Source organism: Geomonas sp. (assembly GCF_056994735.1).
The window spans coordinates 37,598-53,656 of the sequence record NZ_JBXKJL010000107.1; the positions used below are offsets into that span (position 1 = coordinate 37,598).

General features: G+C 61.5%; 11 protein-coding genes. 8 read left to right on the forward strand and 3 right to left on the reverse strand.

Annotation, left to right across the window (positions count from 1 at the left end; translation table 11 throughout):
• Positions 1-74: 74 nt before the first annotated feature.
• The 8 genes from murC to AC11W3_RS05260 all read left to right on the forward strand — a co-directional run bounded on the left by murC (position 75) and on the right by AC11W3_RS05260 (position 10,817).
• Positions 75-1,457: a UDP-N-acetylmuramate--L-alanine ligase gene (murC, locus tag AC11W3_RS05225; protein WP_484089540.1), complete on the forward strand. Its 1,383-nt coding sequence runs from the start codon at positions 75-77 to the stop codon at positions 1,455-1,457.
• 1 nt (position 1,458) lies between these two features.
• Complete coding sequence (gene murB, locus AC11W3_RS05230; protein ID WP_484089541.1) at positions 1,459-2,361, forward strand: UDP-N-acetylmuramate dehydrogenase; 903 nt, start codon at positions 1,459-1,461, stop codon at positions 2,359-2,361.
• 130 nt (positions 2,362-2,491) lie between these two features.
• Positions 2,492-3,409 (forward strand): D-alanine--D-alanine ligase, encoded by a 918-nt coding sequence (locus tag AC11W3_RS05235; protein WP_484089542.1) that lies wholly within the window; start codon positions 2,492-2,494, stop codon positions 3,407-3,409.
• Between the two features lie 148 nt (positions 3,410-3,557).
• On the forward strand, positions 3,558-4,385 hold the full coding sequence (locus tag AC11W3_RS05240) for a cell division protein FtsQ/DivIB (RefSeq protein WP_484089543.1): 828 nt from the start codon (positions 3,558-3,560) through the stop codon (positions 4,383-4,385).
• A gap of 15 nt (positions 4,386-4,400) precedes the next feature.
• Positions 4,401-5,636: a cell division protein FtsA gene (gene ftsA, locus AC11W3_RS05245; protein ID WP_484089544.1), complete on the forward strand. Its 1,236-nt coding sequence runs from the start codon at positions 4,401-4,403 to the stop codon at positions 5,634-5,636.
• A gap of 107 nt (positions 5,637-5,743) precedes the next feature.
• Positions 5,744-6,895 carry a cell division protein FtsZ gene (ftsZ, locus tag AC11W3_RS05250; protein ID WP_484092593.1) on the forward strand — a complete coding sequence of 384 codons (1,152 nt, stop codon included), beginning with the start codon at positions 5,744-5,746 and terminating at the stop codon, positions 6,893-6,895.
• 428 nt (positions 6,896-7,323) lie between these two features.
• Positions 7,324-9,804, forward strand: coding sequence for a GAF domain-containing hybrid sensor histidine kinase/response regulator (locus AC11W3_RS05255; protein WP_484092594.1), 2,481 nt, complete (start codon positions 7,324-7,326; stop codon positions 9,802-9,804).
• Positions 9,805-10,022: 218 nt separating this feature from the next.
• Positions 10,023-10,817, forward strand: a complete 795-nt coding sequence (locus tag AC11W3_RS05260) for a tetratricopeptide repeat protein (protein WP_484092595.1) — start codon at positions 10,023-10,025, stop codon at positions 10,815-10,817.
• A 116-nt stretch (positions 10,818-10,933) separates the two neighbouring features.
• Here the strand turns inward: AC11W3_RS05260 and AC11W3_RS05265 are convergent, their stop codons facing one another.
• The 3 genes from AC11W3_RS05265 to AC11W3_RS05275 all read right to left on the reverse strand — a co-directional run.
• On the reverse strand, positions 10,934-13,921 hold the full coding sequence (locus tag AC11W3_RS05265; protein WP_484092596.1) for a DNA polymerase III subunit alpha: 2,988 nt from the start codon (positions 13,919-13,921) through the stop codon (positions 10,934-10,936).
• 591 nt (positions 13,922-14,512) lie between these two features.
• Complete coding sequence (locus AC11W3_RS05270; RefSeq protein WP_484092597.1) at positions 14,513-15,766, reverse strand: DNA polymerase Y family protein; 1,254 nt, start codon at positions 15,764-15,766, stop codon at positions 14,513-14,515.
• The coding region (locus AC11W3_RS05275; RefSeq protein ID WP_484092598.1) for a LexA family protein at positions 15,742-16,059 on the reverse strand (318 nt) is incomplete at its 5' end. The genes AC11W3_RS05275 and AC11W3_RS05270, both read right to left, overlap by 25 nt.

A 16,059-nucleotide genomic window follows, 5' to 3' on the forward strand; every position in this document is an offset into this window, starting at 1 on the left:
GACGTGGCTCCTCGACAGGGAAAAAAGAGAACCCTCTTCGCAAGGGGGCGAGATTGCAGGGCCGAAGGGAGCTTATGTACGGAAAGATAGAGAAAATACATTTCGTCGGGATCGGCGGCATAGGGATGAGCGGGATCGCCGAGGTGCTCCTGAACCTGGGATACAAGGTTTCGGGTTCCGACCTGCGCGGATCGGAAATCACGGAGCGGCTGGCGGCCCTCGGCGGGGAGATCTTCTTCGGCCACGCCAGGGAAAACGTCAAGCATGCCAGCGTCGTGGTCATCTCCAGCGCGGTTCATGAAGACAACCCCGAGGTCATAGAGGCGCACGAGCACCTGATCCCGGTAATCCCCAGGGCGGAGATGCTGGCCGAGCTGATGCGCATGAAGTACGGCATCGCGGTTGCCGGCACCCACGGTAAGACCACCACGACTTCGATGGTCGCGACCCTCCTCTCCAAGGGGGGCATCGACCCGACCATCGTCATCGGCGGCAGGCTCAACTCTCTGGGTACCAACGCGAAGCTAGGGCAGGGGCAGTTCCTGGTGGCCGAGGCGGACGAGTCGGACGGCTCGTTCCTCCTCCTCTCGCCGACCATCGCGGTGGTGACCAACATCGACGCTGACCACCTCGATTTCTACAGCGGCATCGAGGAGATCAAGGACACCTTCGTCGAGTTCATCAACAAGATTCCTTTCTATGGACTGGCCGTTCTCTGCCTGGACAACGGCAACGTGTCGGACATCCTGCCGCGGGTGAAGAAGCGCTTTACCAGCTACGGCCTCTCGGCCCAGGCCGACTACCGGGCCACCGATATCAAGCTCTCCGGCTTCACCACAAGTTTCGTGGCGCACCATAAGGGGGTCCGGCTGGGGGAAATCACCTTCACCATGCCCGGCGCCCACAACGTCCTCAACGCGCTGGCCGCGGTCGCTGTGGCCATGGAGCTGGATATCCCGTTCGAAACCATCCGCGAAGGCTTCGCCAGCTTCGGCGGGGTGGGGCGCCGCTTCCAGATGAAGGGTGGCGCCAACGGCATCATGGTGGTCGACGACTACGGTCATCACCCGACCGAGATACGGGCCACCCTGGCCGCGGCCAAGGCTGGATGGGACAGAAGACTCGTGGTGGTCTTCCAACCCCATCGCTACACCCGGACTAAGGAACTCTTCGAGGACTTCGTCAAAGCCTTCCACGACGCGGACGTTCTCATCCTGACCGACATCTACCCGGCCGGCGAGGAGCCGATCGAGGGGGTCACCGCGGAGGCACTGGCGGGACGGATCCGCAGGCACGGCCACAGGGAGGTCAGCTGGATTGCCGACCGAGAGAACCTTTGCCAGCACCTGCAGCACGTGCTGCAGCCGGGCGATATCCTGCTGACCCTCGGGGCCGGGAACGTCTGGCAGGTCGGGGAGACCATGCTGGAGCGGCTCTCCGCGGCGGGGGATCAGTAGCTTGCAGCGCCAGGGCCTGGAGAAGGTCGCAGCCGGGCTGCGCGGGCAGGTGAAGTGGGATGAGCCGATGGCGCAGCATACCGGGCTCAGGGTGGGAGGTCCAGCCGACCTCTTCATCGAGCCCGCCGACCTTGCCGACCTGCAGGATGCCCTGGCAAACCTGAAGGTCGGAAGCATCCCCTGCCTGGTCGTAGGCGGCGGCTACAACCTGCTGGTCCGTGACGGCGGCATCAGGGGTTGCGTGATTTCGCTGCGGGGACTCGACAGCCTGAAGCCGTTAGCGGCGGCGAGGCTCGAGGTTGGGGCCGGGGTGCTGAACCCGATGCTCTGCAGGATCGCGGCGGAGAACTGCCTGGGCGGAGTCGAGTTCCTCTGCGGCATACCCGGAACTTTCGGCGGAGCGGTAGCCATGAACGCCGGGGCCCACGGATCGGAGACCTTGCAGCGGGTGGAAACCCTGACGACCCTTCGGGACGGAGAGCTGGTGGTGCGGAAAGGGTGCGAGCTGGAGTACGGCTACCGCTACCTCAAACTGCAGCCGGGGGAAATAGTGGTCTCGGCGACGTTGCGCATGGAGCCGACCGAGCGGCGCCTGATCGAGGACCGGATGGCCGGTTACCTTACCGCCCGGGGGAAGTCGCAGAGGGTGGGGTTCCCGAGCGCCGGCTCGTTCTTCAAGAATCCTCCGGGGCGCCAGGCATGGCAGTTGATCGACGAGGCGGGGCTGCGCGGGGTATGCGTGGGCGGCGCCCAGGTCTCCGAGGTGCACACCAACTTCCTGGTCAACAAGGGAGGCGCCACGGCGACCGATTTTCTGGCACTGGCGGCCTTGGTCAAGGTGAGAGTCGAGGCCTCCTCCGGGGTGGAACTGGAGGAGGAAGTCAGGATCGTCGGGGAAGGCTAAAGAACGGCGACGGCGGCTACTTTGGTGGCGGAGAAAGGCAAATCCCCCCCGACCCCCCTTTGACAAGGGGGGAGGTTGGACCTTAACAAGGCAGGGGGAGTTCAAGGGAAATCGGGAAAGGACTTTTGACATGACGGTTGAGGAGCTGAAGGGGAAGAGGATCGGGGTCTTGATGGGCGGGCTTTCCGCGGAGCGGGAGGTTTCCCTCAACAGCGGCGCGGCTGTGCTTGCTGCCCTGACCTCGCAGGGGTACGACGCGGTCGGCATCGATGTCGGGCGCGACCTGGCGCAGAGGCTGTCCGCGGAAGGCGTGCAGGTTGCCTTCATCGCGCTCCACGGTCGCTTCGGCGAAGACGGATCGGTGCAGGGCCTCCTGGAGATGATGGGCATCCCCTATACCGGCTCCGGCGTCCTCGCCAGCGCCCTTGCCATCAACAAGGTTTTCTCCAAGATAGTCTTCGCCTCCGCCGGCCTGATGGTGGCTCCCTACCAGGTGCTGCGCCGCGGTGGACCCATTAGCCTTGCGCACCCCCTTCCGGTGGTGGTCAAGCCTTCGCAGGAAGGCTCTTCGGTCGGCGTAAGCATCGTGAAGGAGCAGACCCAGATGGCCGCGGCCCTCGACGAAGCCTTCAAGTACGACGCGGAGATCCTGGTGGAGCGCTTCATCGAGGGGCGCGAGGTGCAGGTCGGGATCCTGGACGGGAAGGCCCTGGGCGCCATCGAGATCGTCCCCAAGAACGAGTTCTACGATTTCGAGGCCAAGTACACGGCGGGGATGGCCGAGCACATCCTCCCGGCGCGGCTTCCGTCGGCGATCTACGCCGAGGTGCTGAAGGCCGGGGAGAAGGCGCATGCGGCGCTCGGTTGCGACTGCTACAGCAGGGTCGACTTCCTGGTCACCTCCGCCGGCGAATCCTATATCCTGGAGGTCAACACCCTGCCGGGAATGACCAGCCTGAGCCTGCTCCCCGAAATCGCGGGGGGCGCCGGTATAGGCTTCAACGAACTGGTGGAGCGGGTGCTGCTGGCGGCCAGCCTGAAGATCTGACCAAGGGGGGAGAACCTCCCTCCCGGTTCCGTGCAGCAGGTAATTGCCGTCTTGGTAGCTCCCTGCAGGACTGATGTTTTTTCGCGGCCATGCCGCTGTTATCCAGTGTTTGACTTGTAATTGATCATCGACCTCTAACGGTGTCCGGATGCGCGATCTGCATACAAAAAAACAGCGCCAGGTAGCCCATAACAGGGTGAAGAAGGCGCCCAAAAAGCGCAAGCCGATCAACTGGCGCCCCATCCTCACCTGGGGCTCCAGGGGGATCGCTGCCGCTGCCATCTGCGCTGCCGTCGGGGCCGGAGGTCTGCAGGCCTACCGGGTGGTCTCCCGGACCACGTTGCTGCGCCTGGAGACGATAGAGGTTTCGCCGCTCAAAAAGCTGACCAGGAGCGAGGTCATCGCCATGTCCGGCGTCAAGCCCGGCGACTCGATGCTCGGCCTCAAGCTGAAGGGGGTAGTGGAGCAGCTTTCCAAAAATCCCTGGATCGAACAGGTCCAGGTCCGGCGCTACTTCCCTCACACCCTCTCCATCGCTCTTTCCGAACGCACTCCCAAGGCGGTCGTCAACGTAGGGTGCCTGTACTACGTCGACACCAAGGGACAGCTCTTCAAGTCGCTGGTGGACGGTGACCGGCTCGATTACCCGATGATCACGGGGGTAACCGAGGAGGACCTGGTGAAGGATCCGGCCGGGAGCCGCGACGCCTTCAAGAACGCGCTGGCTCTGATCGACACCCTGAAGGCGGGAAAGAACTTCAGCCTCGAGGACGTCTCGGAGATTCACTACGACAAGGGGTACGGGTTCACCCTCTTCACCATGCTCGGTGGGGTGCCGGTGAAACTCGGCAACGGCGGGTTCAATGAGAAGCTCGCGCGTCTTTCCGGCATCTACGGCGACCTGAAGCCGCAGATGCAGGCACTCGATTATATTGATCTGGATTACGGTGACAAAATCATAGTTAAAAAAGTGTAGTCAAAGGGGGGGAGCATGTCCGGCAAAAGGGATAATTTGATCGTAGGGCTCGATATCGGCACCACCAAGATCTGCGCCATCGTGGGCAATCTCACCGAGGACGGCCTCGATATCGTCGGTATCGGTACCAGTCCTTCGAAGGGCCTGAGGAAAGGGGTGGTGATCAACATCGAGAGCACCGTCTCGGCCATCAAGAAGGCCATCGAGGAGGCGGAACTGATGGCCGGCTGCGAGATCAAATCGGTCTACGCCGGGATCGCCGGCGGGCACATCAAAGGCTTCAACTCGCAGGGCGTGATCGCCATCAAGAACCGCGAGGTCTCCCCCGAGGACGTGAAAAGGGTCATCGAGGCCGCCAAGGCCATCGCCATCCCGATGGACCGGGAAGTGATCCACATTCTCCCCCAGGAATTCATCATCGACGACCAGGACGGCATCCGCGAACCGCTGGGGATGAGCGGCGTGCGGCTGGAGGCCAAGGTCCACATCGTGACCGGCGCCGTGGCGAGCGCCCAGAACATCGTCAAGTCCTGCAACCGTGCCGGCCTCGAAGTCGCCGACATCGTCCTCGAGCAACTCTCCTCCTCCGAGGCGGTCCTCTCGGCTGACGAAAAGGAACTCGGCGTGGCCCTGGTCGATATCGGCGGCGGCACCACCGACATCGCCATCTTCGTGGACGGCGCCATCAAGCACACCTCGGTCCTCTCCCTGGGCGGAAACCACCTCACCAACGACATCGCCGTGGGCCTCAGGACGCCGATGGCCGAGGCCGAGCGCATCAAGCAGAAGTACGGCTGCTGCCTCTCCTCCATGGTCGGCAAGGACGAGACCATCGAGGTCCCGAGCGTCGGCGGCAGAAAACCCCGGGTCCTCTCCCGCCAGCTCCTCTGCGAGATCCTGGAGCCGCGCGTGGAGGAGATCTTCACCCTGGTCAACCGCGAGATCGTCAAGAGCGGGCTCGAGGACATGATCGCCTCGGGCGTGGTCATCACCGGCGGGAGCACCATCCTCGAGGGGATGCCGGAGCTGGCCGAGCAGATCTTCAACCTCCCCGTCCGCCGCGGCCTCCCGCAGCGGATCGGCGGCCTCATCGACGTGGTCAACTCTCCCGTCTACGCAACGGGGGTGGGCCTCGTCGTCTACGGCAGCAAGAACGTCGGGATCCACGAGTTTCCGACCCAGCAGAGCGACGATACGGTCTTCCGCCGGGTGAGCAGAAGGATGAAGGAATGGTTCGGAGAGTTCTTCTAAAAAAAAGCCTTTTCGCGGCATTTTCAGCTTCCAATGAAGGATGAAAAGTAGTATAAAGGCGGTTAATTTTTTGACTTTTCGCCGGGGGGCGCGATTAAGGAGGGTTCATGTTTCAGTTCGATGAAAGTATCGACCAGAGTGCGAAGATAAAAGTTATTGGCGTTGGCGGCTCAGGCGGTAATGCCGTGAACACCATGATGACGAGCGGTATCACCGGGGTCGATTTCATCGTGGCGAACACGGACGCCCAGGCGCTGAGGATTTCCAAGTCTCCGGTCAAGATCCAGATCGGGACCGAGCTCACCAAGGGTCTTGGTGCGGGCGCCAACCCGAACGTCGGCCGCGAGGCCGCCCTCGAGGACAAGGACAAGCTGACCGAGGCGCTCAAGGGCGCCGACATGATCTTCATCGCCGCCGGCATGGGCGGCGGCACCGGCACCGGCGCCGCTCCGATCATCGCCGAGGTGGCCAGGGAGCAGGGAGCCCTGACCGTCGGCGTGGTGACCAAGCCCTTCAGCCGTGAGGGGAGGCAGCGCCTGGCCAAGGGCGAGGATGGGATCAAGGAGCTCAAGAAGCACGTCGACTCCCTGATCGTGATCCCCAACGACAGGCTGCTCGGCCTGGCCGGCAAGTCCATGTCCATCCTGGACGCCTTCAAGCCTTCCGACGACGTGCTGCGTCAGGCGGTTCAGGGGATCTCCGACCTGATCACCCAGTCCGGTCTGATCAACGTCGACTTCGCCGACGTCAAGGCCATCATGAGCGAGCGCGGCATGGCCATGATGGGTATCGGCCTCGGCTCCGGCGAAAACCGCGCCATCGACGCGGCCGTCCGGGCCATCTCCAGCCCGCTGCTGGAAGACATCGACATCTCCGGCGCCAAGGGCGTGCTGGTCAACATCTCCGGCTCCGCAGCCATGACCATGGACGAGTTCGACGCCGCCAGCAAGATCATCCACGAGAAGGTGCACGAGGACGCCAACATCATCATCGGTCTGGTGATCGACGAGACCCTCGGCGAGACCATCAAGATCACCGCCATCGCCACCGGCTTCGGCGACCGCTTCGACCTCGACAAGGGGCGCCACGAGCTGAAGAACGTCTCCACCATGGTCAAGCCGGCCGAGGTCAATCGCGAGATCCCGACCTTCATCAGGGAAAAGCAGCAGCGCGACACTCACATGAGGCAGCGCAACTTCCTCATGGACGACGAGGACCAGTACGATATTCCGACCTTCCTCCGGAAGTCCGTCGACTAGGATCGCATCATCCCCCGAAAACCAGGCCCGGCCCCTTCACAGGAGCCGGGCCTTTTTTCGTCCCAACGGCCTTATCCCCAAAGCAAAGAATCATAAAGCAAAACCATTAGCCACGGAGACACGGAGAAAACCTGAGAGAACCCTTCACCTGAAAACCTGCAACCTAATCTTCCGCTATGAGATTGTCATCCCCGAATGCCCTTATCGGGGATCCAGATTTCACGTCGTTTAGGCGCTGGATTCCCGATCAGAATCGCCTCGGGAATGACAGTTTGGAAGCTGGCCGATTGATACTTCAGGAATGATTAAAGCAAAGCCGGCACCTGCCGATAGAGCTAGACTGAGTGTCTGTTTTGAATCAACTGTATTAGCTTCTGTTAATCGCCTGCGCTGTCACCTTCTGTTTCACCGGTCGGAGCCTTTAGTCAATGCCAGTAGAACCCCAGCTCTATAACAGCAGGATCATCAACAGCTTCCTCGGGCTCATCAGGAAGAGGTACCGTGACGTTGATATCGACCAGTTGCTGAACCATGCCGAGATGAAGGCTTACGAAGTCGCCGACGAGGGGCACTGGTTTAGCCAGAGACAGGTCGATCGTTTTCACGAGAAAGTCGCGGAGGCGGTGGGGAGCGATATCGCCAGGGAGGCCGGGCGCTACGCCGCCTCGGCCGAGGCGATCGGCTTCGGAGGGAAATACATCCTGGGCATGATCGGCCCGGCCAACGCCTTCCACACGATAAGGAAGTCCTGCGCGAGGTTCACCAGGTCTTCGGTATACACCAGCAGGCAGCTTGCCGAAAACAAGGTCGAGATAACGGTGACTCCGTATGAAGGGACCGTGGAAAAGCCGTTCCAGTGCGATAACCGCATAGGCTTCTTCGAGGCCATCCTGATGTTGTTCAACTACGACGTGCCCCAGGTCGAGCACCCGGAATGCCTTTTCAAGGGCGACCACAGTTGCCGCTACATCATCACCTGGAAAAGGAGCGTCTACGCCCGGTTGAAGAGCTTCCGGAACAAGATGGCTCCCCTCTCCCTGGCGGCGCTGGCGGCGCTCTTCCCTTTTTTCAGCTGGACCCACTGGATTCCGGTTGCCTTGCTGCTGTCCCTCACCGTGGCAGTGATCTCCTATATCGCGGAGCGCCTGGAAAAGAGGGAGTTGCACGAGGTCCTGGTGCGGACCAGGGACTCCTCGCAGCACCTCGTTGACCAGGTGGAGACCAACTACAACAACGCGCGCATGGTCAACGAGGTGGGACAGGCCATCAGCACGCAAAGCGACATCGACAGCGTGCTCGACAATGTCATCAAGGCCGTGGAGAACCGGCTTCGATACGACCGCTGCCTGATTCTCCTGGCGGATCAGCACAATTCGACTCTCAGGTTCCGCACCGGCTTCGGGTACACGGAATCACAGTTGTCCCTGCTGAAGAAGACCTCCTTCAACATTTCCGATCCCGACTCCAAGGGGGTCTTCGTTGTCTCCTTCCGTGAGCAGCGGCCGATCCTGGTGAACGACTTCGCGGAAGTCTCGCAGGTGCATTCCCACAAAAGCGTTCTTTTTTCGGAGCAGATGCAGGCTCAATCCTTCATCTGCTGCCCTATCGTCTGCGAGGGGGAATCGCTCGGCGTCCTGGCGGTGGACAACGTGAATTCGAAGAAGAAGCTGGTGCAAAGCGACATGAGCCTGTTGATGGGGATCGCCCCGGTGATAGGCATCAGCATCCGCAACGCCATGTACATCGACCGGGAAAGGCGCATGGCCGAGCAGTTGCGGCAGTCGCAGAAGATGGAGGCGGTAGGGCAACTGGCCGGCGGCATAGCACACGACTTCAACAACCTCCTCACCGCGATCATCGGCTTCACCAACCTAGCCCAGATGACCCTGGCAGAGGACGACCGGGCCTTGAAATTCCTGGAGCAGGTACAATTCGCCGCCGACCGGGCGACCCACCTGACCCAGGGGCTCCTCGCCTTCAGCCGCAAGCAGCTTAACAACCCCGGGCCGGTCGACCTGAACGACATCGTGGAAAACATCAGGAAGTTGCTGGGCCGGCTGATCACGGAGGAGATCGAGCTCCACATCTCCTTCAGCCGCGAACGGCTGCAGGTCATGGCGGATACCGGTCAGATCGAACAGATACTGATGAACCTGGTCACCAACGCCCGCGACGCGATGAGCGGCCCCGGCGTCCTGACCATCCGGACCAGGCAGATGGAGATGACGGACGATTTCGTAGCCGAGCGAGGCTATGGCGAGATCGGGCAGTACGCGGTCCTCTCCATCAGCGACACCGGGACCGGGATGGATGAGGCGACCAAGGCTCGCATCTTCGAACCCTTCTTCACCACCAAGGAGGTAGGGAAGGGCACCGGCCTGGGGATGGCCATAGTCTACGGAATAGTGCAACAGCACGAAGGGTACCTGGAAGCCGAGAGCGCGCCCGGCAAGGGAACAACCTTCAGCGTGTATCTGCCGTTGCTGCAAGGGCGCCCGGTGTGCACCCCACAAGATGAGGTGGTCGATCATTTTCATAAAGGGACGGAAACCGTCCTGGTCGCGGAAGATGCCTTCGAGGTGAGGCGGCTGACCACCGAGGTTTTGAAGCGGAGTGGCTACCGGGTCATCGAGGCAGTCGATGGAGAGGATGCCGTCGAGAAATTCAGGGAGAACAGCAATGAGGTCGACCTCCTGATCATCGATGTGGTGATGCCGAAGATGAACGGCAAGGATGCCTTCTCCGAAATCGCCAGGATCAAACCGCAGACGAAAGTGCTCTTTACCAGCGGCTATACTCCCGACGATGTGGCCAAAAAGGGTGTGACCTTCGCCAAGGAAAACTTCCTCCCCAAACCGGCTTCGCCGGCGGTGCTGCTTAAGAAGGTCAGGGAGTTGCTGGTGGCCTAGGAAACCGTACTTTCGCTTGTAACCTCCCGCCTTTTCGCTGTTTTTGTCGGCAGAAACGGCGCTGCGGCCTCCGCCCTCTTCCCGATTCCGCCAGTATAATTATCAGCTTGCCCCGCCTTCGCCAGAGTCCCCGCTACTGGCACAGTAGTTGTAATCTATCGACGACGAAGAACCTGTGAGTGCCGGGTTCCGTGTCGAGCATCGATGAGGTTATGACTATGACAGAGGGCAAAGCGAAGAAATTGATCAACTTCAGGGAAAGAGCCAGTGAGCTCCGGATAAAGAGCACGCTCTCTCCCTCAGAAGCAGTATCACCGGCAGAGGTGGCAAGATCGGAGTCCATGGGGCTGATGTACCTGAAGGGCGAAGGCGTGGTGCGGGATCTGTCGAAGGCGGGGAAGTTCCTGGCCACCGCGGCCAAGGGTGGGAGTGCCCGGGCCCGGCATGAACTGGCACTGCTCCATCTGGAAGGCTCCGGCGTCACCTACGATGCCGACTATGCCATCAGCCTGCTCGAGAGCGCCTCGGCTGAGGGGCATGCCGCCAGCACCGTCGCCCTTGCTGAAATCCATATCTTCGGGAAGCACTGCCGGAAGGACATAGAAAAAGCGCTGGAACTGCTCTACCAGGTGGTCTTCGAGAACGACCCTGCGGCGATGTACTATCTTGCCTACATCTACGATCGCGACCCCGACCACCACAACGGATTCGAGGCCGCCTACTGGTACCGCAGGGCTGCCGAGCACGGGCACTTCAAATCGCAGATCAGGCTGGCGTCGCTCTATGCCACCGGGCGCGGTGTCCCGCACTGCCCCGAGACCGCCGAGGCCTTCCTCGATGTGGCCATGGAATCGACTTCCGAGCAGGACCCGGCATTTTTGTACTGGCAGGGGGCGCGGCTCGGGTCGCAGCCGGAGACGGAATTCGTGGCCGAGGCACTGATCAAGGCCGCCGCAGCCATGAAGTACGCCCCGGCACAGCGCCTGCTTCTCGAGCGCGGTTGGCGGGCATAAAATCGTAGGAGCGGCATCCTGCCGCGATTGCTATGTGATTGCTATGTGATTGATTCGGGCGCCCCGTGTGGGCGCCCATTTTTTTCCTTGAGCCCGCACCTGTTCGACTCCCCCCTTTAATCCAGAAACCCCACCCATTTGACCCTCAGCGTCGCCACCCCGAACTCCTCTTCCACGATCCCCTTCAACAGGTAGGGCCGTCTCTGCGACAGCTTCCGGCAGAACCTGGCGTAGACGTCGGGGAAGAAGGTGGCGTCGAAGATGGCGGTGACATCCTCGAAAGAGACGAATTCCATGGGGCGGCCGTGCTTGTCGTCGACGGTCTTTGTGGTGATCCACCACCCTACCATGGTCACCCATTTCCCCGAATACTTCCTGAGCTCCGAGCCCTTTATCGGCCGGTGGCGAAGCCACTCCGCCTTGTAGAGGGTGAGTGGGTGGCGGGAGACCAGGAAACCGAGCATTTCGGCCTCCTGTCGCAGCACCGTCTTCGCGTCGTAAGGCGGCGCCTGAGGCAGCACCGTCTTCTGCTCGAAGAGAAGCCCGCACGATTGCTGCTGGAAATGAAGGAGTTCCCAGAGGAGGGTCGGGCGCTTCTCGAGACCCTCCAGACTGTCGAAGCACCCCCCCTTGATCAGGCGCTCCACATCCGAGCGCGCGACGTTCACCCTGCGCAGGAAATTCTGGAAAGAGTCGAATCTCCCCCTCTCCCGTCGCTCCCTGATGAGCCTGTCGACGCTGTCGGCCGTCAGCCCGTCGATCTGCATCAGCCCCACGCGGAGAGCGTTCCCGCAGCCGGTGTAGCGGTGTTCGCTCTCGTTGATGTCGGGGGGGAGTATCGATAGCCCGAGCCGGCGGCTTTCCGATATGTAAGCGAAGGCCGAGTAGTAGCCACCCTGGTTGGAGATCACCGCCGCCATGAACTCAGCGGGGTGATGGGCCTTCATGTAGGCCGCCTTGGCGCTCAACAGCGCATAGCTGGCCGAGTGGGGCTTGCAGAAGGAGTAGCCGGAAAAGGAGAGGATCTGCTCCCAGATCGCCTGCAGGACCTCTTCGCTGACGCCGTTGGCGATCCCGCCCGAGAAGAACTTGGTGCGGAAGTCGGCCACCCGCTTCTCACGGTGCTTTTTGGTGATCACCTTCCGGAGCTGATCTCCGTCGCTGGCGGAAAAGCCGGCGACCTCCATGGCGATCTGGGTGATCTGCTCCTGGTAGATGGCTATGCCCAAGGTCTCGTCCAGCACGCTCTCCAGGAGCGGATGGAGGTGAGCCCACGGCTTTCCCTGCATCCGGGCCAGGTACTCCTGGATGAAGCTGTTGGCGGCCGGCCTGATGATGGAGGAGGCCTGCACCAGCACCTCGAAGATGTCGTAGTTGAAGGTCTCGGGAGGGGCCGTGTCGCTCCAGATCTTGCGCAGCAGGAGGCGCACCGAGGGCGACTCGAGATAGAAGCAGCCAATGGTCCGTCCCCGCCGGAGCATCTCCCCGGTCTTCTCGTCTTCGAGCGGCTGCCAGGATGCGTAATCTATGTCGACCCCGCAGTTCTCCTTCACCGCCGCCATGGCGTCCCGCACCACCGCCAGAGAGCGGTTGCCGAGGATGTCGATCTTGACCAGACCCGCGTCCTCGGTCTGGTCCTTCTCCCACTGGATGAAGGGGAGGCCCTTGCGCGAGATTTCCACCGGGACGAACCTGCGGATCTCGTCCGGCACGATGACCAGCCCGCCGCAGTGCAGGGAGAGATGGCGCAACTGGCCGTTGAGGCGCCTTGCCGTCGAGAGGATCTCCTGCCAGTCCCGTGAGAGCTCCTCCCCCTGGAAAAGAGGATGGCCGGCCATTGCCGCCGCGGTCTGTTCAGCCTTCCAGAAACCGGAGATGCGGTCGGTCATCTCCTTGATCTCGAAGTCCGGCAGGCCGTAGACCTTGGCGACCTCGCGCAGGGCGGAGCGCCCCTTGAACCCTACATGGTTCGAGACCATGGCGGCGCGTCGGGCCCCGTAACGGGCGAAGGCGAAGTCCAGGATGGCGTCGCGCTCGTCCCAGGGAAAGTCCATGTCGATGTCGGGGGGATCCGTCCTCCCTTCGTTCAGGAAGCGTTCGAAGAAGAGGTTGTATCTGATGGGATCGACGTGGGTGATGCCGAGACAGTAGGCCACGAGAGAGGCCGCGGCGCTCCCCCTGCCACAGGTGCGTTCCGACTGATGCGAGATTTCCTCCACCACGAGGAAGTAGTGGGAGAAGCCCTTGTCACGGATGATGGAGAGCTCCTTGTCGAGGCGCGTCTCCACCGCCTCATTAATCGCGCCATAGCGCCACAAGGCACCGTCATGCGAGCGCCGCCGCAGCTCCTCGAAGGCGGTATCGTTTCCGAAATCGCGAAAGGCGGGGAATATGGTGCTGGAGAAATCCCACTCCGTGCGGCAAAGGGAGGCCACCTTCGCCGTGTTCTCCAGCGCCTCCGGGCAGTGGGGGAAGAACTCAGCGATCCTGTCGGGCGGATAGAGGAAGTCGGCGTCGCACGCGGTATCCTCCGCGGCCAGGCGCGAAAGCTTCGTGTTCAGGTGGATGGCCCGCAGCACCCGGTGGAGGTGGAAGTCGCTCTTGTCCAGGAGCAGGGCGCGCGACGTTGCCACCGGAGGAAGTCGCAGTTCGCGCGAACAGGCGAGCGCCCGGTGCAGCGAGTGCCCGGGTGAAAGCTCCACGAAAAGAGCCTCCTCCGAATCCCTTTTCAGAGCCGACAAGAGCTTCGCGTCATCGCTGAGGACCACCACACCATGGCGAAACTCGGCGAGCGCTTCAATGAGATCGAAACCTTTCCGGCAGTGGAGGTCCGAGAGCAGCCGCGAGATGTTGCCGTACCCCTCCTCCGTCCTGGCCAGGAGCACCGCCCGGTTCCGATCGGTAACAGCCTCCGTCCCGATGATCGGATTGATCCCGGCCTCACGTGCCGCATCAAGAAAGCGCGGTACGCCGTAAAGGCCGTTGCGGTCCGTAATCGCCACAGTGTCGCAGCCGAATTGAACAGCCCTTGCGCAAAGCGTCTCAGGAGAATGTATCCCCCAGTTCGGCGACAGCGCTGAATGTACGTGAAGATGGACAAACATCTATGGGAGAACCTTTTAGATCAAAAGCCGAAAACATATTTTACAGGGATGGACAGGATGAAAGGGATAAAGGCAAAATCTTCGGAAACTAAAGCCATGCTGATTTACTAAGCCGGTGTCTGAGCTACCAAACCAGTGTCTGAGCTACCAAATCAGTGTCTGAGCTACCAAAGCCGGTGTCTGAGGCAGAAAGCCGTGGCAGAAATTAGATGCAGCCAGTCCCTCTGTCCCCCCCTTTGACAAGGGGGGACAGAGGGGATTTGCCTGTAGCTGAAAGTCCAGATGCAGCCCGTCCAATCGTCCCCCCCTTTGACAAAGGGGGGCCAGGGGGGATTTGCCTGTAGCTGAATGTCCAGGTGCAGCCAGTCCCATCGTCCCCCCCTTGACAAAGGGGGGCCAGGGGGGATTTGCCTGTAGCTGAAAGTTTAGATGCGGTCCGTCCCATCATTCCCCCCCTTGACAAAGGGGGGACAGGGGGGATTTGCCTGGTCTTCAGTCCTTGTTCAATAGTAGGAGCATGGCGAACCTCAGCTTCTGCTTATCACCCGTTGCTTCCATCCTGTAAATCCTGTCCATCCCTGTTGATAGCCTCTAATTCTTAGTCGCCGTCATGTACCTGTTCTGTTCCGTATCCCAGCTAGCCGGCGCCTCGCTCAGTGTCAGCCGCTCCTTCCGCGGCGGAAGACCCTTTCCCCACCGGACCACATTCTGGCCATGCTTCTCCCTCAAAGCATCAAGCGTCTCCTGGAGTTCCAACTGCTTGCTGCTGACTATCGCAGCCTCGGGAGGCGCGAACAGTTCCAGTTGCCCCGCATCCGGTGCCACCTGGTCGCATGTAAGCCGCAGACCCCGCACACGTTGCCGCCTTTTACACGTCGAGTAGAAGAGAGCCTCGACCTCCCGAAGCAGCAGTAGATCGAGCGAAACGGGCGACGGCAGGACCTTCTTACCTTCTTCAGTAGCCCCGTCGGCATACATCACCGACAGAGAAATCTTCCTCGCCCCTTTCCTCAGCCGGCGAAGCCTCACTCCGCATCCCTCCACCAGCCGCAAGAGCTCAGACAGGAGCACCGCATCGTCATTTTCCTCCTGGTCCAGCAACCCCTCTTCCACTATTTCCGTAGTCAGCCGGGGAGGCTGGACGGGAGAGCGATCGATCCCGCAGGCGCGGTCGTGCAGCAGCGGCGCGAACGGCCCCACCGCCAGCCTCAGTTGCGGCACCGACAGGGCCGCCACCTGGTCCACCCGCTGCAGATTCAGGTCCCGGAAGAGCAGGGTCTGCCGCGCCTCCCCGACTCCGGGCAGAACCGAAACCGGAAACGGAGCGAGGAAGTGCCTCTCCGAGCCGTGGAAGACATCATAGACACCAGGCTCCTGCATGACATCCGCCGCCACCCGCGACACCAGCTTGTTGATCCCCGCGCCGGCCATGGCCTCGAGACTGAGCCTGGAAGCGATTGCCTTTTCGAGCCTGGCGGCAACGTCCCGGGCAGGCCCGAAGAGCCTTCTCGATGCCGTGACATCGAGGAAAACCCTCCCCGCCCCGGGCTCCACGATCGGTGTGAACTCCGCCGATAGCTCCATGAGCGCGTGGCTTCCTTTGGCGCTCAGATGCGGGTCCGGAGCGATCACAATCAGGGAAGGGCAGGACTTGCGAGCCTGGTAGATAGACGTCCCGGCATAGACCCCTTCCGAAGCCGCCTCCGCCGAGACGCATTGCAACAGCGCCCGCTCCGAATTAAGCGGAGCCACGGCCACAGGTCTGGAACGCAGATTGGAGTGGACGACACGGGCGAGGGCGATGGGGAAAGCGGGGACCGTTATGTGGAGGATTTCCCGGTCCATTTTCGATAAAACCTCATGGAGCCGACAAGGACTCCCCTGATGTGAAACTCATCGTCTTCAGTGACCATGATTGACTGCATTGCCGCATTGGCCGGCCGCAGCTCGATAACCTTCCCCTTGCGGAAGTACTTCTTGATAGTGATGGAGCCGTTGACCTCCGCGATCACCGTCTGGCCGGTCTCCGCGACCGCCTGAGGATGCACCGCCACGAAGTCCCCGTCCATGATCCCCATCTCCACCATCGAGTCCCCGCGCACCTCGTAGACCACGTTCCCCGGCCCCGCCATCGAAGA